This is a genomic window from Mycobacterium sp. NGS64 (genome assembly GCF_059812245.1).
The window spans coordinates 402,583-422,593 of sequence record NZ_JCALCI010000001.1 but is presented as its reverse complement, the minus strand read 5'-3'; the positions used below and the strand labels follow the sequence as shown (position 1 = coordinate 422,593).

The 20,011-nt window shown below is 70.9% G+C and carries 18 protein-coding genes; 10 read left to right on the top strand and 8 right to left on the bottom strand.

The features are described from left to right. The first annotated feature begins 310 nt into the window (after window positions 1-310). Genes cofD through AC5Y4S_RS02100 form a run of 4 tightly spaced genes read left to right on the top strand, consistent with a single transcriptional unit; the run spans window position 311 to window position 4,779 of the window. Window positions 311-1,303 (top strand): 2-phospho-L-lactate transferase, encoded by a 993-nt coding sequence (gene cofD, locus AC5Y4S_RS02115; protein WP_500029423.1) that lies wholly within the window; start codon window positions 311-313, stop codon window positions 1,301-1,303. Beyond that, window positions 1,300-2,664: a coenzyme F420-0:L-glutamate ligase gene (locus tag AC5Y4S_RS02110; RefSeq protein ID WP_500029422.1), complete on the top strand. Its 1,365-nt coding sequence runs from the start codon at window positions 1,300-1,302 to the stop codon at window positions 2,662-2,664. The genes cofD and AC5Y4S_RS02110 overlap by 4 nt, the downstream gene beginning before the upstream one ends. 10 nt (window positions 2,665-2,674) lie before the next feature. Further along, window positions 2,675-4,249: an Eco57I restriction-modification methylase domain-containing protein gene (locus AC5Y4S_RS02105; RefSeq protein WP_500029421.1), complete on the top strand. Its 1,575-nt coding sequence runs from the start codon at window positions 2,675-2,677 to the stop codon at window positions 4,247-4,249. Then, on the top strand, window positions 4,246-4,779 hold the full coding sequence (locus tag AC5Y4S_RS02100; protein WP_500029420.1) for an NUDIX hydrolase: 534 nt from the start codon (window positions 4,246-4,248) through the stop codon (window positions 4,777-4,779). The genes AC5Y4S_RS02105 and AC5Y4S_RS02100 overlap by 4 nt, the downstream gene beginning before the upstream one ends. Before the next feature lie 60 nt (window positions 4,780-4,839). Here AC5Y4S_RS02100 and manB read toward each other — a convergent pair whose 3' ends face one another. From manB to rfbD, 3 genes are read right to left on the bottom strand one after another with little or no spacing between them, the layout of a single operon-like run. Continuing rightward, complete coding sequence (gene manB / locus AC5Y4S_RS02095) at window positions 4,840-5,919, bottom strand: mannose-1-phosphate guanylyltransferase (RefSeq protein ID WP_500029419.1); 1,080 nt, start codon at window positions 5,917-5,919, stop codon at window positions 4,840-4,842. A 1-nt stretch (window position 5,920) separates the two neighbouring features. Continuing rightward, entirely contained in the window at window positions 5,921-6,814 is an 894-nt protein-coding gene (locus AC5Y4S_RS02090; protein WP_500029418.1) for a glycosyltransferase family 2 protein, read from the bottom strand. Continuing rightward, the gene (gene rfbD, locus AC5Y4S_RS02085; protein ID WP_500029417.1) at window positions 6,807-7,700 is read right to left on the bottom strand and encodes a dTDP-4-dehydrorhamnose reductase; all 894 of its coding nucleotides are present in this window, start codon (window positions 7,698-7,700) and stop codon (window positions 6,807-6,809) included. The genes AC5Y4S_RS02090 and rfbD overlap by 8 nt, the downstream gene beginning before the upstream one ends. Before the next feature lie 74 nt (window positions 7,701-7,774). Between rfbD and AC5Y4S_RS02080 the strand changes: the two genes are divergently transcribed. The 4 genes from AC5Y4S_RS02080 to ctpC all read left to right on the top strand — a co-directional run bounded on the left by AC5Y4S_RS02080 (window position 7,775) and on the right by ctpC (window position 12,518). Then, window positions 7,775-9,250: an LCP family protein gene (locus tag AC5Y4S_RS02080; protein WP_500029416.1), complete on the top strand. Its 1,476-nt coding sequence runs from the start codon at window positions 7,775-7,777 to the stop codon at window positions 9,248-9,250. After that, window positions 9,238-9,960 carry a TIGR03089 family protein gene (locus AC5Y4S_RS02075; RefSeq protein ID WP_500029415.1) on the top strand — a complete coding sequence of 241 codons (723 nt, stop codon included), beginning with the start codon at window positions 9,238-9,240 and terminating at the stop codon, window positions 9,958-9,960. The genes AC5Y4S_RS02080 and AC5Y4S_RS02075 overlap by 13 nt, the downstream gene beginning before the upstream one ends. Before the next feature lie 95 nt (window positions 9,961-10,055). Then, window positions 10,056-10,337, top strand: a complete 282-nt coding sequence (locus AC5Y4S_RS02070) for a DUF1490 family protein (protein WP_500029414.1) — start codon at window positions 10,056-10,058, stop codon at window positions 10,335-10,337. A gap of 9 nt (window positions 10,338-10,346) precedes the next feature. After that, window positions 10,347-12,518: a manganese-exporting P-type ATPase CtpC gene (ctpC, locus tag AC5Y4S_RS02065; RefSeq protein WP_500029413.1), complete on the top strand. Its 2,172-nt coding sequence runs from the start codon at window positions 10,347-10,349 to the stop codon at window positions 12,516-12,518. Window position 12,519: 1 nt separating this feature from the next. Here the strand turns inward: ctpC and AC5Y4S_RS02060 are convergent, their stop codons facing one another. Then, window positions 12,520-13,176 (bottom strand): cation diffusion facilitator family transporter, encoded by a 657-nt coding sequence (locus tag AC5Y4S_RS02060; RefSeq protein WP_500029412.1) that lies wholly within the window; start codon window positions 13,174-13,176, stop codon window positions 12,520-12,522. 154 nt (window positions 13,177-13,330) lie between these two features. Here AC5Y4S_RS02060 and AC5Y4S_RS02055 point away from each other — a divergent pair, with 154 nt between their 5' ends. After that, window positions 13,331-14,245, top strand: coding sequence for a class I SAM-dependent methyltransferase (locus tag AC5Y4S_RS02055; protein ID WP_500029411.1), 915 nt, complete (start codon window positions 13,331-13,333; stop codon window positions 14,243-14,245). A 13-nt stretch (window positions 14,246-14,258) separates the two neighbouring features. Next, window positions 14,259-15,446 (top strand): CoA transferase, encoded by a 1,188-nt coding sequence (locus tag AC5Y4S_RS02050; RefSeq protein ID WP_500029410.1) that lies wholly within the window; start codon window positions 14,259-14,261, stop codon window positions 15,444-15,446. Here the strand turns inward: AC5Y4S_RS02050 and AC5Y4S_RS02045 are convergent. From AC5Y4S_RS02045 to AC5Y4S_RS02030, 4 genes are all read right to left on the bottom strand, one after another. Then, window positions 15,443-15,883, bottom strand: coding sequence for a response regulator (locus AC5Y4S_RS02045; protein ID WP_500029409.1), 441 nt, complete (start codon window positions 15,881-15,883; stop codon window positions 15,443-15,445). The two genes, AC5Y4S_RS02050 and AC5Y4S_RS02045, sit on opposite strands and share 4 nt — an antisense overlap. Then, the gene (locus AC5Y4S_RS02040) at window positions 15,867-17,369 is read right to left on the bottom strand and encodes a sensor histidine kinase (RefSeq protein WP_500032050.1); all 1,503 of its coding nucleotides are present in this window, start codon (window positions 17,367-17,369) and stop codon (window positions 15,867-15,869) included. The genes AC5Y4S_RS02045 and AC5Y4S_RS02040 overlap by 17 nt, the downstream gene beginning before the upstream one ends. A 71-nt stretch (window positions 17,370-17,440) precedes the next feature. After that, window positions 17,441-18,607: a PP2C family protein-serine/threonine phosphatase gene (locus AC5Y4S_RS02035; RefSeq protein ID WP_500029408.1), complete on the bottom strand. Its 1,167-nt coding sequence runs from the start codon at window positions 18,605-18,607 to the stop codon at window positions 17,441-17,443. 217 nt (window positions 18,608-18,824) lie between these two features. Then, on the bottom strand, window positions 18,825-19,994 hold the full coding sequence (locus AC5Y4S_RS02030) for an acyl-CoA dehydrogenase (RefSeq protein WP_500029407.1): 1,170 nt from the start codon (window positions 19,992-19,994) through the stop codon (window positions 18,825-18,827). Between the last annotated feature and the right edge of the window lie 17 nt (window positions 19,995-20,011).

The window sequence follows — 20,011 nt, the reverse complement described above, 5'->3', positions numbered from 1 at the left end:
AGGTGCTCATAAGACATGCTTCGTCCGCCTCCTCAGGTTTGATTTGAGAGAGTGAGTGAGTTCCCACTGTTCTGATGTACAGACAATTCGAACATGTGATCGAATCTCGGTCTGCGACACCGGAATCGGCTGGCCAACCGGGAAATGACACTGATGTGATTAGACACTTGTTAACCTGCCCGGTCAAGCGTAATGGCGAATTTCCATATCATCTCGTGACCAAATTCCGGCGTTTCCGTTGTCTTGCGCGTTTCGGCGTGTCGATCACAGTCCCGACACGGGCAGTACTGTCGAGCCCTGTGAAGGTCAAGTGAAGGTCACCGTTCTGGTCGGTGGGGTTGGCGGCGCCCGGTTCCTGCTGGGTGTTCAACAGCTGCTCGGGCTGGGTCAGTTTTCGCAACAGGGCCAAGACGCCGACGAACACGAACTGACCGCTGTCGTCAACATCGGCGACGATGCGTGGATCCACGGGGTGCGCGTCTGTCCGGATTTGGACACCTGCATGTACACCTTAGGTGGAGGTGTCGACCCAGAGCGAGGGTGGGGTCATCGCGACGAAACCTGGCACGCCAAAGAGGAATTGGCGCGCTACGGCGTGCAGCCGGACTGGTTCGGACTCGGCGACCGCGACCTGGGCACCCATCTGGTGCGCACCCAGATGCTGAACGCGGGCTACCCGCTGTCGCAGATCACCACCGCGCTGTGCGACCGCTGGCAACCGGGCGCGCGGTTGCTGCCGGCGAGCGACGACCGCTGCGAGACGCACGTCGTCATCACCGATCCCGCCGACGACAGCCGCCGCGCCATTCACTTCCAGGAGTGGTGGGTGCGCTATCGGGCCCAGGTGCCCACGCACAGCTTCGCGTTCGTCGGCGCCGAAAAGGCCAGCGCCACAGCGGAAGCGGTGGCGGCCATCGGCGAAGCCGACGTGATCCTGCTGGCGCCGTCCAACCCTGTCGTCAGCGTCGGAGCCATCCTGGCGGTCCCCGGCATTCGCGGGGCGCTGCGCGCGGCCAAGGCCCCGGTCGTCGGCTACTCCCCGATCATCGGCGGAAAGCCGTTGCGCGGCATGGCCGATGCGTGTCTCTCGGTGATCGGGGTCGAATCCACCGCGGAGGCCGTCGGCCGGCATTTCGGGGCGCGGCGGGCCACCGGGATCCTGGATTGCTGGCTGATCCACGAGGGCGACGAGGCCGACATCGAGGGGGTGGCGGTGCGAGCGGTGCCGCTCATCATGCGCGACCCCAAGGCGACGGCCGAGATGGTCGCCGCGGGGCTGGAGCTCGCGGGCGTGACGGCGTGACCGAGCCCGTGACCGAGCACGGCACCGGCTCGGCGATCGAGATCATTCCCGTCACCGGGCTCCCCGAGTTCCGGCCCGGCGACGACCTCGCCGCCGCCGTCGCCGCGGCCGCCCCCTGGCTGCGCGACGGCGACGTCGTGGTGGTGACCAGCAAGGTGGTGTCCAAGTGCGAGGGCCGGCTGGTGCCGGCCCCGCGGGACGCCGCGGAACGCGACCGGCTGCGCCGCAAGCTGGTCGACGACGAGGCGGTGCGCGTGCTGGCGCGCAAGGGCCAGACGCTCATCACCGAAAACCGGCTCGGCCTCGTCCAGGCGGCCGCCGGGGTGGACGGCTCCAACGTCGACCACGACGAGCTGGCGCTGCTGCCGGTCGACCCCGACGCCAGCGCCGCGGCGTTGCGCGCCGCCCTGCGCGAGCGGCTCAGCGTCGGCGTCGCCGTGGTCATCACCGACACGATGGGCCGCGCCTGGCGCAACGGTCAGACCGACGCGGCCATCGGCGCGGCGGGTCTTCGTGTGCTGCACAGCTATTCGGGGGCCGTCGACCGGCACGGCAACGAGCTGCTCGTCACCGAGATCGCCATCGCCGACGAGGTCGCGGCCGCCGCCGATCTGGTCAAGGGCAAGCTCACCGCGATGCCGGTGGCCGTGGTGCGCGGCCTGCCGGTGACCGACGATGGCTCCACCGCGCGGCAGCTGCTGCGGCCCGGCGAGGAGGACCTGTTCTGGCTCGGCACCGCCGAAGCCCTCGACCTGGGCCGCCGCCAGGCCCAGCTGCTGCGCCGGTCGGTGCGCCGGTTCAGCGCCGAGCCGGTGCCACCCGAGCTGATCGAGGCCGCCGTCGCCGAGGCGCTCACCGCGCCGGCCCCGCACCACACCCGGCCCGTCCGGTTCGTGTGGCTGCGCACCCCGGGCACCCGGACCCTGCTGCTGGACCGCATGAAGGACAAGTGGCGCGCGGACCTGGCCGGCGACGGCCGGCCCGCCGACTCGGTCGAGCGGCGGGTGGCGCGCGGCCAGATCCTCTACGACGCGCCGGAGGTCGTCATCCCGTTTCTGGTCCCCGAGGGCGCCCACGCCTACCCCGACGCCGCCCGCACCGCCGCCGAGCGCACCATGTTCACGGTCGCGGTCGGGGCGGCCGTGCAGGCGCTGCTGGTCGCGCTGGCGGTGCGGGGGGTCGGCAGCTGCTGGATCGGGTCGACGATCTTCGCCGCCGACCTGGTCCGCGCCGAGCTGGAGCTCCCGGCCGACTGGGAGCCGTTGGGCGCCATCGCGATCGGCTACGCCTCCGAGGCCGCCGGGGTACCGCCCGGGCCGCGCGCCGCGCCGGACCCCGGGGATTTGCTGCTCCGCAAGTAATACTGGGCCCATGCATTTCGCGGGCAAGCCGGCGGCGTCGGCCGACAAGGTCCGCGGCGGCTACTACACCCCCGCCCCCGTCGCGCGGTTCCTGGCCCGCTGGGTCCGCGAGGCCGGCCCGCGGATCGTCGAACCGTCCTGCGGCGACGGCGCGATCCTGCGCGAGCTGGCCGCGCTGGGCGCCCGGGTGCGCGGGGTGGAGCTCATCGCCGACGAGGCGGCCAAGGCGCGGCGGTTCGCGCCCGTCGACGCCGAGAGCCTATTCACCTGGCTGGCCGGTGTTGAGGCGAGCGCGTGGGACGGCGTCGCCGGCAACCCGCCCTACATCCGCTTCGGCAACTGGGCGTCCGACGAGCGCGACCCGGCACTGGAGCTGATGCGCCGGGAGGGGCTGCGGCCCAGCCGGCTGATCAACGCGTGGGTCCCGTTCGTCGTCGCCGCCACGGTCCTGGTGCGCGACGGGGGACGGGTGGGCCTGGTGCTGCCCGCCGAGCTGCTGCAGGTCGGCTACGCCGCGCAGCTGCGTGAGTTTCTGCTCGGCCGGTTTTCCGAGATCACGTTGGTGACGTTCGAGCGGTTGGTGTTCGACGGCGTCCTGCAGGAGGTCGTCTTGTTCTGCGGCGTTGCCGGGCCGGGCCCGGCGCGCATGCGCACGGTCCACCTCGCCGACGCCGCCGCGCTGGCGCACGCCGATCTCGACACCGACTGGGCGCCCGCGCTGCTGCACGAAAACGAGAAGTGGACCAAGTACTTCCTGGACCCCGCCGCGATCGAGCTGCTGCGAGCGCTCAAGGCGTCGTCGGCCATGACCCGGCTCGGGTCGCTCGCCGACGTGGACGTCGGGATCGTGACGGGCCGCAACAGCTTCTTCACCTTCACCGACGAGCGGGCCCGCGAACTGGCGCTGACGCCGCACTGCGTCCCGCTCGTCTCGCGTAGCGCGCAGTTGACCGGGCTGGTATACGACACCGATTGCCGCGCAAGCGATCTCGCCGCCGGACACCGGACCTGGCTGCTCGACGCGCCGCCCGAGCCGGCCGATGCCGCCCTGCTCGCGCACGTGCGGGCCGGCGAGGCCGCGGGCGTGCACCGCGGCTACAAGTGCTCGATCCGCACGCCCTGGTGGACCACCCCGTCGCTGTGGATGCCCGACCTTTTCCTGCTGCGCCAGATTCACCGGGCGCCACGGCTGACCGTCAACGCCGCGGCCGCGACGAGCACCGACACCGTGCACCGGGTCCGGCTCGCGCCCGGCGTCGACGCGACCACGCTGGCCGCGGCGTTTCACAACAGCGTGACGTTCGCGTTCGCCGAGATCGTGGGCCGCAGCTACGGTGGGGGCATCTTGGAGCTGGAACCGAGGGAAGCCGAGCAGCTGCCCATGCCCCCACCCGCGTATGCCGGAGCCGACCTCGCCTGCGACGTCGACCTGTTGTTGAAGGCGGGCGAGGTCGACAAGGCGCTCGACGTCGTCGACCGGCACGTGCTGATCGACGGGCTGGGCCTGTCCCCCGACATCGTGACACAGTGCCGCGCGGCCTGGGCCTCGCTGCGGGATCGACGAACCGGACGGGGATCGCGTTGAGCCTTCGCGAGTCGGCGATCTCGATCCTCGGCGACTGGCGCGCCCCCGATGCGGCGCAGGACTCGCTGCGGCACGCCGTGCTGGCCTTCGTGCACGCCCGCCCCGACGCCTGCCGCCGGGAGTGCGCGGCGGGCCACGTCACCGCGTCGGCGCTGGTGCTCGACCACACCGGCGCGCGGGTGCTGTTGACGTTGCATCCCCGCCTGGGCCGCTGGGTGCAACTCGGCGGGCACTGCGACGACGAGGACGCCGACGTCGTCGCCGCCGCGTTGCGCGAGGCGACCGAGGAATCGGGCGTCGACGGCCTGCGCATCGAGCCCGAACTGGCCGCCGTGCACGTGCACCCGGTCACCTGCTCGCTCGGCGTGCCCACCCGCCACCTCGATCTGCAATTCGTCGCCCACGCGCCGGCGGGCGCGCAGATCGCGATCAGCGACGAGTCCGACGACCTGCGGTGGTGGCCGGCCGACGCGCTGCCGGACGGGACGGATCACGCGCTGGCGTATTTGGTCTCGCGAGCGTCACGCTAGCGCGGCCGCCGGCGTCGAGCGCCACGCTGGCGTGACGCTCGGCGCAAGAGGGGCGCGCCCTCACACGTCCGACGAGTAGCGGATCCCGCCGTCGGGAATGGAGATCCCCGGCCACACCCGCGCGCCGCGCAGCAACTCGCAGCGCGCGCCGATGTCGGCGCCGTCGCCGATCACCCCGTCGCGGATCAGCGCACGCGGGCCGACGCGCACCCCGAAGCCCAGGATCGAGCGCTCGATCACGCTGCCCGCCTCCACCTTGACCCCGTCGAAGATCACCGCGCCGTCCAGCCGGACGCCGGCGCCGATCTCGGCGCCGCGCCCGACGACCGTGCCGCCGATCAGCACCGCGCCCGGGGACACCGCCGCGCCGTCGTGCACCAGCTGCTCGCCGCGGTGGCCGCGCAGGGCCGGCGACGGCGCGATCCCGCGGACCAGGTCGGCCGAGCCGCGCACGAAGTCCTCCGGGGTGCCCATGTCCCGCCAGTAGGTGGCGTCGACGTAGCCGCAGACCTTGACTCCCGCGTCGGACAGCAGGGCCGGGAACACCTCGCGTTCGACCGAGACCTCGCGGCCGCGCGGGATCCGATCGATGATGGCGCGCTTGAAGACGTATGTGCCGGCATTGATCTGGTCGGTCGGCGGGTCCTGCGTCTTTTCCAGGAAGGCGACGACGCGGTTGTGCTCGTCGGTGGTCACGCAGCCGAACGCCCGCGGATCGCCCACCCGCACCAGGTGCAGCGTGACGTCGGCCTCGTTGGTCTGGTGGAAGTCCAGCAGCTGGCCCAGGTCGGCGCCGGACAGCACGTCGCCGTTGAACACCATCACGGTGTCGTTGCGCAGGTGGTCGGCGACGTTGCCGATGCCGCCGCCCGTTCCCAGCGGCTGCTCCTCGGTGACGTACTCGAGCTGCAGGCCCAGCTTGGAGCCGTCGCCGAACTCCGCCTCGAAGACCTGGGCCCGATACGACGTGCTCAGGATGACGTGCTCGATGCCGGCCGCGGCGATCCGCGACAGCAGGTGGGTCAGAAACGGCAGCCCGGCGGTGGGCAGCATGGGCTTGGGCGCCGACAGCGTCAGCGGCCGCAGCCGGGTGCCCTTGCCGCCGACCAGCACCACCGCATCGACCTGAGATGTTCCCATTTCAGCGCCGCCCTTCCGCCACGTTCCGTCTACTCAGGCGCCGCGCGCTGCGCACCATCAGCCGCGACCGCACCACCAGCGAGACCCGCAGCGTCCAGCGCAGCGGCGCCCGCCACCATCCAGGATGACGGTCGGCGAGGAACATGTAGGTGCTTTTGTGATGTGCGGCCAGGTGCAGCCCCGGGTCGTGGCCGGTGGAGTGGCCCTTGTCGTGCAGCACTTCGGCCGTCGGCACGTAGACGTTCAGCCAGCCGGCCTTGCCCAGCCGGTCACCGAGGTCGACGTCCTCCATGTACATGAAGTAGCGCTCGTCGAACCCACCGACCTGGTCGAAGGCCGACCGTCGCACCAGCAGGCAGGATCCCGAGAGCCAGCCCACCGCCCGCTCGCTGGGCTCCAGCCGTTCCTGGCGATAGGCCGCCGTCCACGGGTTGCGCTTCCAAAACGGGCCGACGACCGCGTGCATGCTCCCGCGGATCAGGCTCGGCAGGTGCCGCGCCGATGGATACACCGAGCCGTCGGGGTCGCGGATGAGCGGCCCCAGCGCGCCGGCGTGCGGCCAGCGGGTGGCGGCGTCCAGCAGGGCGTCGATGCTGCCCGGGCCCCACTGCACGTCGGGGTTGGCCACGATCAACCAGTCCCCGTTCTCGTCGTCGTCCAGCCGCGCGACCGCGCGATTCACCGCGGTCCCGTATCCGAGGTTGGCGCCGGTGTCGATGAGCCGGACGTTCGGGTAGCGCTCGACGGCCTCCTGCGGGGCCCCGTCGGTGGAGCCGTTGTCGGCCAGCAGCACGCTGACCGGGCGCTCGGTGGCGATCGACAGGGAGGCCAAAAACCTCTCGAGGTGGGGGCCCGGTGAGTAGGTCACCGTCACGAGAGGCAGGACGTCAGTCACGCGTCGAGGGTAACGGTCGATCGCCGGCGGACGCGGCCAGCGCCGCGACAAGCGCAGGGCGCCAGGGCCTTAACGGTGTCAGGCCCGCCGCCGCGGACTCGCGGCTGCCCAGCGCGGAATAGCTCGGGCGCGGCGCCGGGCGGGGGAAGTCGTCGGTCTTGACGGGTCGCACCCGGTCCGGGTCAGCGCCGCATTCACTGAACACCGCGCGGGCCTGCTCGAAGCGCGACACCGCGCCCTCGTTGGCGGCGTGCAGGATGGGCCCGGGCACCCGCTCGTCCGCGACCTGCAGCAGCGCGACGGCCAGGTCGGCGACGTACGTCGGCGACCCGACCTGGTCGTCGACGACGTCCACCGGGCCGTCCCCGGCGGCCAGGCGGCGCATGACGGCGACGAAGTCCTTGCCGGTTCCGCCGGTGTAGAGCCAGGCGGTCCTCACCACGACCGCCTCCGGCAGCGCCGCCAGGACCTCCTCCTCACCGGCCAGCTTGGAGAGGGCGTACACGCCGCGCGCGTCGGTCTTGTCGCTGGGCTCATACGGGTGCGGGCCGTCCTCGGGGGGAGGGCCGGTGAACATGTAGTCGGTGGAGACGTGGATCAGCCGGGCTCCGACCTTCGCGCAGGCGCGCGCCAGGTGCCCCGGGCCGGTCGCGTTGACGGCGTAGGCCGCGGCCTCGTCGCTCTCCGCGCCGTCGACGTTCGTGTACGCGGCGCAGTTGACCACCACGTCGCCGGCCCGGATGATCCGTTCCGCCGCGGTGGGGTCGGTGATGTCCCATTGCGACGAGGTGAACGCCAGCACGTCGCGACCCCTGTCGGTGGCCAGCGCCGTCAGAGAAGTGCCCAATTGCCCGCCCCCGCCGCTGATCACAAGCCTTTCCGACATGTGTCGAGTCTGGCATGGCCCAGGCACGCCGCTTTCAGCTACCCGCGAAACGGCTGTGTCACAAGTAATCTGTTGTGATGCCTGTGCAACGTGTGGTTCGTGTGGTTGCCACTGTGCTGGCCGTCGCGGTCGTTTTCGGCACCGGAATCGCCTGGAGCAACGTCCGGTCCTTCGAGGACGGCATCTTCCACATGTCCGCCCCGTCGCTGGGCAAAGGCGGCGACGACGGCGCGATCGACATCCTGCTCGTCGGCCTGGACAGCCGCACGGACGCGCACGGCAACCCGCTGTCGGCCGAGGAGCTCGCGACGCTGCGGGCCGGCGACGAAGAGGCCACCAACACCGACACGATCATCCTGGTCCGGATACCGAACAACGGAAAGTCGGCGACCGCGATCTCGATCCCGCGCGACTCCTACGTCGCGGCCCCGGGCCTGGGCAAGACGAAGATCAACGGCGTCTACGGCCAGACCCGGGAGGCGAAGCGGGCCAGCCTGGTCAAGGCCGGCGCGTCGGCCGCCGAGGCCGAGGCGGCTGGCACCGAGGCCGGCCGCGAGGCCCTCATCAAGACGGTCGCCGACCTGACCGGGGTCACCGTCGACCACTACGCCGAGATCGGGTTGCTGGGCTTCGCGCTGATCACCGACGCGCTCGGCGGCGTCGAGGTCTGCCTCAAAGAGCCTGTTTACGAACCGCTTTCGGGCGCCGACTTCCCGGCCGGCCGGCAGAAGCTCGACGGCCCGCAGGCGCTCAGCTTCGTCCGCCAGCGCCACGACCTGCCGCGCGGCGACCTGGACCGGGTGGTGCGCCAGCAAGCAGTGATGGCCTCGTTGGCCCACCGGGTCATCTCAGGCAAGACGCTGTCCAGTCCTTCCACGCTGGGCCGGTTAGAGGCGGCCGTCCAGCGCTCGATGGTGATCTCCTCGGGATGGGACGTGATGGATTTCCTGCAGCAGCTGCAGAAGCTGGCCGGCGGCAAGGTTGCGTTCGCGACCATCCCGGTGCTCGACGGCGCCGGCTGGAGCGACGACGGCATGCAGAGCGTGGTGCGGGTGGACCCGCACCAGGTCGCCGACTGGGTGGGCAGCCTGCTGCAAGACCAGGCGCAGGGCAAGACCGAGGAACTGGCCTACACGCCGGCCAAGACCACCGTCGACGTGGTCAACGACACCGACATCAACGGCCTGGCCGCGGCGGTGTCGGATGTGTTGAGCACCAAGGGATTTGGTGCCGGCACCGTCGGCAACAACGACGCCGGCCACGTGAAGGGCAGCCAGGTGCGCGCCGCCAAGACCGACGACCTGGGCGCGCAGCAGGTCGGCAAGGAACTGGGCGGCTTGCCCGTCGTCGCCGACCCGGCGCTGCCGGCCGGCTCCGTCAAGGTGGTGCTCGCCAACGACTACACCGGTCCGGGCTCCGGCCTCTCCGGCGGCCCGAGCACCCAGGTGCTGCCCGCGCGGGCGTCCAACGCGGGCGCCACCGGCCCCAACACGCCGCCGCCGTCGCCGATCCTGACCGCCGGCTCCGACAAGCCCGAGTGCATCAACTGAGCACGCTCTCCGGCGCGATCCTGGATCCGATGCTGCGGGCCGACCCGGTCGGCCCGCGCATCACCTACTACGACGATGCGACCGGCGAGCGCATCGAGTTGTCCGGTGTGACGCTGGCCAACTGGGCGGCCAAGACCGGCAACCTGTTGCGCGACGAGCTGGGCGCCGGACCGGCCAGCCGGGTCGCGATCCTGCTGCCGGCGCACTGGCAGACGGCGGCGGTGCTGTTCGGGGTGTGGTGGATCGGCGCCGAGGCGGTGCTCGCATCGGGCGCCGCCGCCGATCTGGCGCTGTGCACCGCCGAGCGGCTGGACGAGGCGGACGCTTCGGTGGCCGGCGGTGAGGTCGCGGTGCTGTCGCTGGACCCGTTCGGCCGCCCTGCACCGGACCTGCCGATCGGGGTCACCGACTACGCGACCGCCGTCCGGGTGCACGGCGACCAGATCGTCCCCGAGCGCCACCCCGGCCCGGCGTTGGCCGGCCGATCGGTCGAAGAGGTCCTGGCCGATTGCGAAAGATCAGCCGCCGCAAGGGGATTGACGTCTGGTGACCGAATCCTGTCCACCGCCGCCTGGCCCGGTCCCGACGAACTGGTCGACGGGCTGCTGTCGATCCTGGCGGTCGGCGCGTCGCTGGTGCAGGTCGCCAACCCCGACCCCGCGGCGCAGCCGCGCCGGATCGAGACGGAAAAGGTCACCCGGGTCCTGTAGGCCGCCGATTCATATTGATATCGCAATATCCGCATCCGAGTGTTAACGTCGCCTCAAGCATTGACCGGCGCTGTGACGACAGGAAGGGTGAGGCAATGGCGGTCTACGGGCTCTTGGCAAAGGCGGCGGGGACGGTGGTCACCGGGCTGGTCGGCGTGACGGCCTACGAGGTGGTGCGCAAGGCCATGGCGAAGGCGCCGCTGCACGAGACCGCCGTGTCGGCGGCGGAGCTGGGCCTGCGCGGCACCCGCAAGGCCGAGGAGGCCGCCGAGTCGGCGCGCCTGAAGATCGCCGACGTCATGGCCGAGGCCCGCGAGCGCATCGGCGAGGAGGCGCCCACGCCGTCGGTCACCGACGCCCACGAGCACGATCACTGACCGGCCGACATGAGCCTGGCACTGGTCGTTGACGAGGCGCAGGCCAACGACCCTGCCCTGCAGGTGATTTCGGATGCGGCCGGGCGCATGCGGGTCGCGGTCGGGTGGGTGCGCGCCGACTCGCGGCGCGCCGTGGCGGTCGAGGAGGCCGTCGCCAAGGTTCCGGGGGTGCGCGCGGTGCACGCCTACCCGCGCACCGGCTCGGTGGTGGTCTGGTATTCGCCGCGGCGCGCCGACCGCGCCGCGATGCTGGACGCGATCGCCGGTGCAGCCCGCGTCGCCGCCGAGCTGATCCCGGCACGCGCGCCGCACTCGTCGGAGATCCGCAACACCGATGTGCTGCGCATGGTCATCGGCGGCGCGGCGCTGGGGTTGCTCGGCGTGCGCCGCTACGTGTTCGCGCGGCCACCGCTGCTGGGCCCGAGCGGGCGGCTGTTGGCCACCGGCGTCACCGTCTTCACCGGCTACCCCTTCCTGCGCGGCGCGCTGCGCTCGCTGCGCTCCGGCCGGGCCGGCACCGACGCGCTGGTCTCGGCGGCCACCGTGGCGAGCCTGGTGCTGCGGGAGAACGTGGTGGCCCTCACCGTGCTGTGGCTGCTCAACATCGGCGAGTACCTACAGGACCTCACGCTGCGCCGGACCCGCCGTGCCATCTCCGAGTTGCTGCGCGGCAACCAGGACACGGCGTGGATCCGCTTGCCGGACGGCGAGATTCAGGTGCCGATCGATTCCGTCGAAATCGGCGACGAGGTGGTGGTGCACGACCACGTCGCGATACCGGTGGACGGCGAGGTCATCGACGGCGAGGCGATCGTCGATCAGTCGGCGATCACCGGGGAGAACCTGCCCGTCAGCGTCATCGTCGGCGCCCGCGTGCACGCCGGCTCGGTCGTGGTGCGCGGGCGGCTGGTGGTGCGCGCCCACGCCGTCGGCAACCAGACCACCATCGGGCGCATCATCGCGCGGGTCGAAGAGGCGCAGCACGACCGGGCGCCGATCCAGACGGTCGGCGAAAACTTCTCCCGCCGTTTCGTTCCCACGTCGTTCATCGTCTCCGCCATCACCCTGGCCGTCACCGGGGACGTCCGCCGGGCGATGACCATGCTGCTGATCGCGTGCCCGTGCGCAGTGGGCCTGGCCACCCCGACCGCGATCAGCGCGGCGATCGGCAACGGGGCGCGCCGGGGCATCCTGATCAAGGGCGGCTCCCATCTGGAACAGGCGGGCCAGGTCGACGCGATCGTGTTCGACAAGACCGGCACGTTGACGGTAGGCCGCCCGGTGGTCACCAACATCGTTGCGATGCACAAAGATTGGGAACCCGAACAGGTGCTGGCCTATGCGGCCAGCTCGGAGATCCATTCGCGGCATCCGCTGGCCGAGGCGGTGATCCGCTCGACCGAGGAACGCCACATCAGCATCCCGCCGCACGAGGAGTGCGAGGTGCTCGTCGGCATGGGGATGCGGACCTGGGCCGACGGGCGGACCCTGCTGCTGGGCAGCCCGTCGCTGCTGCAGTCCGAAAAGGTCAGGGTGTCCAAGAAGGCCAAGGAGTGGGTCGAGCGGCTGCGGCGCCAGGCGGAGACGCCGTTGCTGCTCGCGGTGGACGGCACCCTGGTGGGGCTGATCAGCCTGCGCGACGAGGTGCGGCCGGAGGCGGCCGGGGTGCTGGCGAAGCTGCGCGCCAACGGGATTCGCCGCATCGTCATGCTCACCGGCGATCATCCCGAGATCGCCGAGGTGGTGGCCGCCGAGCTTGGGATCGACGAGTGGCGCGCCGAGGTGATGCCCGAGGACAAGCTCGAGGTGGTGCGCGAGTTGCAAGGCGACGGCTTCGTGGTGGGCATGGTCGGCGACGGCATCAACGACGCCCCGGCGCTGGCCGCCGCCGACATCGGGATCGCCATGGGCCTGGCCGGAACCGACGTCGCCGTCGAGACCGCCGACGTGGCGCTGGCCAACGACGACCTGCATCGCCTGCTCGACGTGCGCGACCTGGGCGCCCGTGCGGTCGACGTGATCCGCGAGAACTACGGCATGTCCATCGCCGTCAACGCCGCCGGGCTGATCATCGGCGCGGGCGGAGCGCTCTCCCCCGTGCTGGCCGCGATCCTGCACAACGCGTCGTCGGTTGCGGTGGTGGCCAACAGCTCCCGGCTGATCCGGTACCGCTTGGAGTGAATCAGCAGCCGCAGGTGTGGCCGCGCCAGGTCCGCACGCCCTGCCAAGCGGCGGCCCCGGCGACCCCGAGCCCCACCACCGGGTCGACCCACCACGCGCCCGACCACAGTCCCGTCAGCGCGAGCGTGATCAGCACCGCGGCGGCCTGGATGCCGCACAGGTAGTTCTGCGTGCCTTCGCCCTCGGTGGCCTGCGAACCGAGCCGCACCCCCAGCCGGTGGTTGGCCCGGCCGAGGATCGGCATCAGCACCAGGCCGAGGGCGGCCAGCGCGATGCCGATCACCGACATCTCGGCGTGGTGCCCCTCGGTCAGGTCCCGGAGGGATTCCGCGGCGATGTAGGGCGCGGTCAGCCAGAACGACACCGCCACACCGCGCCGGGCGCGCCGCTCGGCCGTCTCGGAAAACGCCCTCGCGCCGCTGAACCGCCAGATCACCATCGCGCTGGCCAGCGCCTCGGCCGCGCCGCCGAGTGCCCACCCGGTGAGCGCGATGGACCCGACCGCCAGGCCCTGCCACAAGCCGACCACGCCCTCGACGAGCACGACGACCATGCTGAGCCACGCCAACCGGCGCGCCCACCCGACGGCGGCGAGCCAGCCCGCATCTCCGCTCCCGGCGACCTGGCATTCGGCGGCGACGACGGGCGAAGTGGTCATTGCGCGAGGCTAGCGACGGATAGGCGATGCCGCGAACCGGCACGCACCGACGTAACACAACCGTGTCCGGGCCCTTACACACCACACCCGCGGGCGGTGGGCGGTAAAGACGCGTCGTTATTGTGGCTAACCAGTAGCGGGGAGAAGGGACGACATGGCGCGCACCGACAACGACACCTGGGACCTGGCGACCAGCGTGGGAGCCACCGCCACCATGGTGGCCGCGGGGCGGGCCCGCGCCACCCGCGACGGGCTGATCGACGACCCGTTCGCCGAGCCGCTGGTGCGCGCGGTCGGAGTCGACTTCATGACCCGATGGGCCGCCGGCGAATTGAGCACCGAGGACGTCGACGAGCCGGGCGCCCCATGGGGCATGCAGCGCATGACCGACATGATGGCCGCCCGCACCCGCCACATCGACGCGTTCCTCGCGGAGGCGCAAAGCGCGGGCATCCGCCAGGTGGTGATCCTGGCCTCCGGCCTGGACGCGCGCGCGTACCGGCTGCCGTGGGCGACGGGCACGACGCTGTTCGAGATCGACCAGCCGCAAGTCATCGAGTTCAAGACGGCGACGATCGCCGAACTCGGCGCAAAGCCGACCGCCGGGGCGCGGGCGGTGCCGATCGACCTGCGCCAGGACTGGCCGTCGGCGCTGCGGCAGGCCGGGTTCGACACCGCGCGCCCGGCCGCGTGGGTCGCCGAGGGCCTGCTCGGCTTCCTGCCGGGCGACGCCCAGGATCGGATGCTGGACCACATCACCGCGCTCAGCGCTGACGGCAGCCGGCTGATGGCCGAGGTCTTCTTCAACACGGGCGTCAGCGGGGACGCGCTCAATGCGGCGAGCGGGAAGTGGCGGGAGAACGGCCTCGATATCGCGCTGGGCGACCTGGGTTTCCCCGGCGAGCGCAGCGACGTGGCAACCTACCTGGTCGAGCGCGGCTGGCGGCCGTCCCGCACGCCGCTGAATCGGGTGTTGGCCGACGCGGGATTGCCGTTGCAACCCGAAGGCCCCGGCGCGCCCTTCGCACGCAACTACTACTGCACCGCGGTGCTGCACCGGGCAGCTTAGGGAAAGGCCGCACATGCCGAACAGCAAGCCCGCCAAGCCACTTGACGGGTTCCGGGTCCTCGACTTCACCCAGAACATCGCCGGGCCGCTGGCCGGACAGGTGCTGGCCGACCTGGGCGCCGAGGTGATCAAGGTCGAGGCCCCCGGCGGCGAGGCGGCCCGGCACATCACCGCGGTCCTGCCCGGCCGCCCGCCGCTGCCCACGCTGTTTCTGCCCCACAACCGGGGCAAGAAATCGGTGGCGGTCGACCTCACCGACGACGAGAGCAAGCGGCGGATTCTGCGGCTCGTCGACACCGCCGACGTTGTGCTGGAAGGCTTTCGGCCCGGGGTCATGGAGCGAATGGGGCTCGGGCCCGACGAGCTGCGGGCGCGCAACCCCAAGCTGATCTACGCGCGGCTGTCGGCCTACGGCGGCAACGGCCCGCAGGGCAACCGGCCCGGCGTCGACCTGATGGTCGCCGCCGAATCGGGCATGACGACCGGGATGCCCACCCCGACCGGCAAGCCGCAGATCATCCCCTTCCAGCTCGTCGACGCCGCCAGCGGTCACGTGCTGGCCCAGGCGGTGCTGGCCGCGCTCCTCAACCGTGAGCGCCACGGGGTGGCCGACGTCGTGCGAGTCGCGATGTACGACGTCGCGGTCAACCTGCAGGCCAGCCAGCTGACCATCCACCTCAACAAGCCGAGCGAGCCGAAGCCCGACGCGGAGCCGAAACCCAAGAAGCGCAAGGGAGTTGGCTTCGCCACCCAACCGTCCGACGCGTTCAAGGCCGCCGACGGCTACCTGGTGATCAGCGCGTACGTGCCCAAGCACTGGGCGAAGCTGTGCGAGATCATCGGCCGCCCCGACCTGCTGACGGACGAGCGGTTCATCGACCAGCGCGCCCGGGCGCTCAACTACCCGGAGCTCACCGAGGAACTCGAGTCGGCGCTGGCGGCCAAGACCGCGGCCGAATGGGTCGAGCTGCTGCAGGAAGGCGGCCTGATGGCCTGCCACGCCTACACCTGGAAGCAGGTGGTTGGCACCCCGCTGTTCGGCGAGAACGAGCTCGCCCTGCGGGTCGGCAGCGGCGAGGACGCGATCACCGTCGTTCGCATGCCGGCGCGCTATGCCAGCTTCGACGCCGCGTCGGCCGGTTGGGCCACCGAACCCCCACCCGCGCCCGGGCAACACAACGAGGAGTTCCTCACCGGTTAGAGTCCCGGGAGCCGCACCACCTGAATGAAGAACTCGTCGATCTGGCGAACCGCGGTGATGAACGCGTCGAGGTCGACCGGCTTGGTGACGTAGGCGTTGGCGTGCAGTTGGTAGCTGCGCAGGATGTCCTCCTCCGCCGAGGAGGTGGTGAGCACGACGACCGGGATGCGCGCCAGGTCCGGGTCGGACTTGACCTTTTCCAGCAGCTGTCGGCCGTCGTATTTCGGCAGGTTCAGGTCGAGGAGGATGAGGTCCGGTCGCGGCGCGTCGGCGTATGGACCGCGCCGGTAAAGGAAGTCCAGGCCCTCCTCCCCGTCGTGGGCGACGTGCAGGTTGTTCTTGAGCTTGTTGTGCTCGAACGCTTCTCGCGTGATCAGCTCGTCGCCCGGATCGTCCTCGACGAGCAGGATCTCGATCGCTCTACCGGCCGATGTCATCGTGGCCTCCTTCTTTCGTCGCGATGGGCAGGGTGAATTGCAGCCGCGTCCCGTCGGTGTAGGACGGGTCGAGCCAGATGGCGCCGCCGTGCTGCTCGACGATCTTCTTGCACAGCGCAAGGCCGACGCCGGTTCCGGAGTACACCTCCCGCCCGTGCAGCCGCTGGAAAATGACGAAGACCTTATCGGCGAATTCTTCCGCGATGCCAATGCCGTTGTCCGACACGGACAATAGCCACTCGTCGGTGCGCCGTTCGCAGTCGATGACGACGCGGGGCCGGCGGTCCTTGTGCCGGAACTTCACCGCGTTGCCGATCAGGTTCTGCCACAGCATGGTCAGCAGCGTGGGATCACCGATGATCCGCGGCAGCGGCTGCGGGGGCCGCACGATTTCGGCGTCCGCCTCCTCGACGGCGGCGGCGAGGTTGGTCAGGCCGGCGTCGAGCACCGTGTCGAGGTCGACCTCGGTTTGCATGGTGGCCAGGCGGCCCACCCGGGAGAAGGTGAGCAGGTCGTTGATCAGCACCTGCATGCGCTTGGCCCCGTCGACGGCGTAGCCGATGTATTCGATCCCGCGCTCGTCGAGCTGGTCACCGTAGCGCTTTTCGAGCAGCTGGCAGAACGAGGCGACCTTGCGCAGCGGTTCCTGCAGGTCGTGGGACGCGACGTAGGCGAACTGCTCGAGTTCGGCGTTCGAGCGCCGCAGTTCGAGGGCCTGCTCGTCCAAAAGCGCGCGGGCCGAACGGGATACCTCCAGTTCCTCGACGAGGCGCTCCCGCATGTTCTCCACGTCGATCGCCATGTTGCGAATGTCCTTGGGGCGCCGAGGCGCCGCGATGGTCTCGGCGAAGTCGCCCCGCGTGATCCGCCGGCAGGAAGCGGCCAACGCCGCCAGCGGGCGGGTGACCGCGTCCCGCATCAAAAGCCCCAGCGCGGCCGCCGTGCCGAAGAACAGCAGCACCATGGTGATGAGCACCCGGTCCCGCCAGGCGTTGGTGCGCTTGAGATCCTCGGCCGCCTGGTTGCGCGCCGCGGTAAGGTTCGCGTTCTGCCTGTCGAAAAGGGCACGCAGGTGGTCGAATTGGGCCTTGCCGCGTTCCGCCGCGGGCCGGCTCATGACGTTCCGGGCGTCGGGGGCCACGCTCGCGATCGCGGGCTCGGCGTAGTTGACGCGCCAGTTGGCGGCCGCCTGCTCGATCGCGTCCAGGTCGGCGAGCAGGTCCGGGCGCTCGGCCAACCGTCGCCGGATTTCCTCGGCCGCCTCGCGTTCGGCGTGCTGCCCGTCGTAGTACGGCGTGAGGAACTGGCGGTCGGCCGCGATCAGGTAGCCGCGCACGCCGGTTTCCTGGTCGCGCAGCGCCGACTGCAGCTGATAGGCCGCCACCCGCGACGGCTGGATTCCGTCGACCAGCGCGCGCAGCATGTCGTCGGAGCGCTGCAGCAGCACGGCCCCGACCACCGCCCCGGCGAGCACCATCACGCCCATGGTGGACAGGACCAGGAACTGCCAGCCGCGCACGGTCAGGTGCGCAAGGCGCGGCGCCCGCAGGGCGGGGCTCACGTCGTGGTCCGCTCGACGCGCACCACGGCGATGTCGTCGCTGAGCCCGCCGCGCGGGCGGGCGAGTTCCTCTGCGCCGTCGATGAGCGCGTCGACGAACGCCGGTCCGGGCAGCCGCGCATGCTTGCGGGCCAGCGCGAGCAGACCGTCCTCGCCCAGGCGCCGGTTACCTTCCCCGGAATATCCCTCGAAGAGCCCGTCGGTCAGCAGCAGCAGCCCCTGCCCCGGGGACAGGCGCAGCTCGTGCCGCGGCCAGCGGTCGCCACCCAGGCCCAGCGCCAGACCGCCCGGCGGCTCGACCCATTCGACGCCCTCGCCGTCTTGCAGCAGCATCCCCGGATGGCCGGCCCGGACGGCGGTGACGCCGGCGCCGTCGGGGTGGATCTCCAGGCTGAGCACCGTCGCGAAGATCCCGTTGCCGGTGCGTTCGGACTGCAGCACCCGCTCGAGCTTCGGCATCAGCTCGACGCCGTGCACCCCGGCGAAGGTGAGCGCGCGAAACGCGATGCGCAGGGCCGCCCCCAGCGCCGCCTCGTCCGGCCCGTGCCCGGCGACGTCGCCGATCAGGACGTGCACGACCCGATCGGGTGTCTGCACGACGTCGTAGAAGTCCCCGCACAACAGGGCATCCTCGCGGCTCGGCCGGTACCGGGCCACGATGTCGATGCCGGGCTCGTCGAGCAGCAGCGGCGACGGCAGCAGGCCCCGTTCCAGCAGCGCGTTCTCGCGGGCCCGGAGCCGGCTCGCGTGCAGGTCGGCGGCGATGAGCTCGGCCCGTTTGCGCTCGATCGCGTAGAGCAGCGCGCGCCGCAGCATCTCGGGCTCGACGCGCCCCTTGACGAGGTAGTCCTGCGCGCCCGCCGCAACCGCGGAGGCCCCGAAGTATTCGTCGTTCAACCCGGTCAGCACGACGATGGGGACCGCGGCGTCGCGCTGGGCGATGCGGTCCAGCGCGTCGATCCCGCTGGCGTCGGGCAAGTTCAGGTCCAGCAGCACGCAGTCGGGCCGCACCGATGCGAGCTCCTCTTCGGCCTGCGCGATCGACTGCGCCCACGTCAGCCGGATGTCTGCGACCGCTTCGGCGATCAGCTCCTCCACGAGCAGCGCGTCGGCGCGGTCGTCCTCGACCAACAGCAGCGAGAGTGGCTTGACTGAAGAGCGCATGCGCGTCAATTCCCGGTCAACCATGGAAACCCATGGGAAGCCATGTTAAGCAATTGGACGCTCCCGCGGCCGCGATAAGGCTTTCGCTTTTGCACGACGGTCGGAGTGGATGGCCGGTGCCTGTTTACCGACGCTGGGGCCGGACTTACCGGCCTATCTCGTTGCCGTCGGAGATCCTATTCGGTGCGCCGACGCCTTCGGAAACAGAGTCCCGCAGTCAGCGCAGCAGCGCCCGCGACATCACCACGCGCTGAATCTGGTTGGTGCCCTCGTAGATCTGGGTGATCTTGGCATCGCGCATCATCCGCTCGACGGGGAAGTCGGTGGTGTAGCCGGCGCCGCCGAACAACTGCACGGCGTCGGTGGTCACCTCCATCGCGACGTCGGAGGCGAAGCACTTGGACGCGGCCGAGATGAAGCCGAGGTCGGGTTCGCCGCGCTCGGCACGGGCGGCGGCCTGGTAGACCAGCAGCCGCGCGGCCTCGACCTTCATCGCCATGTCGGCCAGCATGAACTGCACGGCCTGGAAGCTGCTGATCGACTCCCCGAACTGCTTGCGGTCCTTGGTGTAGGCGATCGCGGCGTCCAGCGCGCCCTGCGCGATGCCCACGGCCTGGGCCCCGATGGTGGGACGGGTGTGGTCGAGCGTGGCCAGGGCGGTCTTGAAGCCGGTGCCCGGCTCACCGATGATCCGGTCGCCCGGGATGCGGCAGTTCTCGAAGTACAGCTCGGTGGTCGGTGAGCCCTTGATGCCGAGCTTCTTCTCCTTGGGGCCGACGGTGAAGCCCTCGTCGTCGATGTGCACGATGAACGCCGAGATGCCGTTGGCGCCCTTGTCGGGGTCGGTGACGGCCATCACCGTGTACCAGGTCGACTTGCCGCCGTTGGTGATCCAGGCCTTGGCGCCGTTGAGGATCCAGTCGTCGCCGTCGGCCTTGGCGCGGGTGCGCATCGACGCCGCGTCGCTGCCGGCCTCCCGCTCGGACAGCGCGTAGGACGCCAGCGCGCCACCCTCCGCGAGCGAGGGCAGCACCTGCTTCTTCAGCTCCTCCGAGCCGCGCAGGATCAGGCCCATGGTGCCCAGCTTGTTCACCGCCGGGATCAACGAGGCGGACGCGTCGACGCGGGCCACTTCCTCGATGACGATGCACGCCGCGACCGAGTCCGCGCCCTGCCCGCCGTACTCCTCCGGCACGTGCACCGCGTTGAACCCCGACGCGTTCAGCGCGTCGGCCGCCTCCTGCGGGAACCGCGCGTTCTCGTCCACGTCGGCCGCGTGCGGCGCGATCTCCTTCTCCGCCAGCGCGCGGATCGCCGCCCGCAGCTCCCGGTGTTCCTCGGGCAGTTGGAACAGATCGAACGACGGGTTTCCGGCCCATCCAGCCATGGTCGGCCTCCTTGCAC

Excerpts from the sequence above, each read along its gene's own strand:
- ctpC (WP_500029413.1), top strand. The coding sequence starts at position 10,347 with ATGAGCCTGGCACTGGTCGTTGACGAGGCGCAGGCCAACGACCCTGCC.
- AC5Y4S_RS02040 (WP_500032050.1), bottom strand. The coding sequence starts at position 17,369 with ATGGGCGTGATGGTGCTCGCCGGGGCGGTGGTCGGGGCCGTGCTGCTG.
- AC5Y4S_RS02060 (WP_500029412.1), bottom strand. The coding sequence starts at position 13,176 with ATGACCACTTCGCCCGTCGTCGCCGCCGAATGCCAGGTCGCCGGGAGC.
- AC5Y4S_RS02030 (WP_500029407.1), bottom strand. The coding sequence starts at position 19,994 with ATGGCTGGATGGGCCGGAAACCCGTCGTTCGATCTGTTCCAACTGCCC.
- AC5Y4S_RS02045 (WP_500029409.1), bottom strand. The coding sequence starts at position 15,883 with ATGACATCGGCCGGTAGAGCGATCGAGATCCTGCTCGTCGAGGACGAT.
- AC5Y4S_RS02050 (WP_500029410.1), top strand. The coding sequence starts at position 14,259 with ATGCCGAACAGCAAGCCCGCCAAGCCACTTGACGGGTTCCGGGTCCTC.
- AC5Y4S_RS02055 (WP_500029411.1), top strand. The coding sequence starts at position 13,331 with ATGGCGCGCACCGACAACGACACCTGGGACCTGGCGACCAGCGTGGGA.
- rfbD (WP_500029417.1), bottom strand. The coding sequence starts at position 7,700 with ATGTCGGAAAGGCTTGTGATCAGCGGCGGGGGCGGGCAATTGGGCACT.
- AC5Y4S_RS02070 (WP_500029414.1), top strand. The coding sequence starts at position 10,056 with ATGGCGGTCTACGGGCTCTTGGCAAAGGCGGCGGGGACGGTGGTCACC.
- AC5Y4S_RS02035 (WP_500029408.1), bottom strand. The coding sequence starts at position 18,607 with ATGCGCTCTTCAGTCAAGCCACTCTCGCTGCTGTTGGTCGAGGACGAC.
- AC5Y4S_RS02105 (WP_500029421.1), top strand. The coding sequence starts at position 2,675 with ATGCATTTCGCGGGCAAGCCGGCGGCGTCGGCCGACAAGGTCCGCGGC.
- manB (WP_500029419.1), bottom strand. The coding sequence starts at position 5,919 with ATGGGAACATCTCAGGTCGATGCGGTGGTGCTGGTCGGCGGCAAGGGC.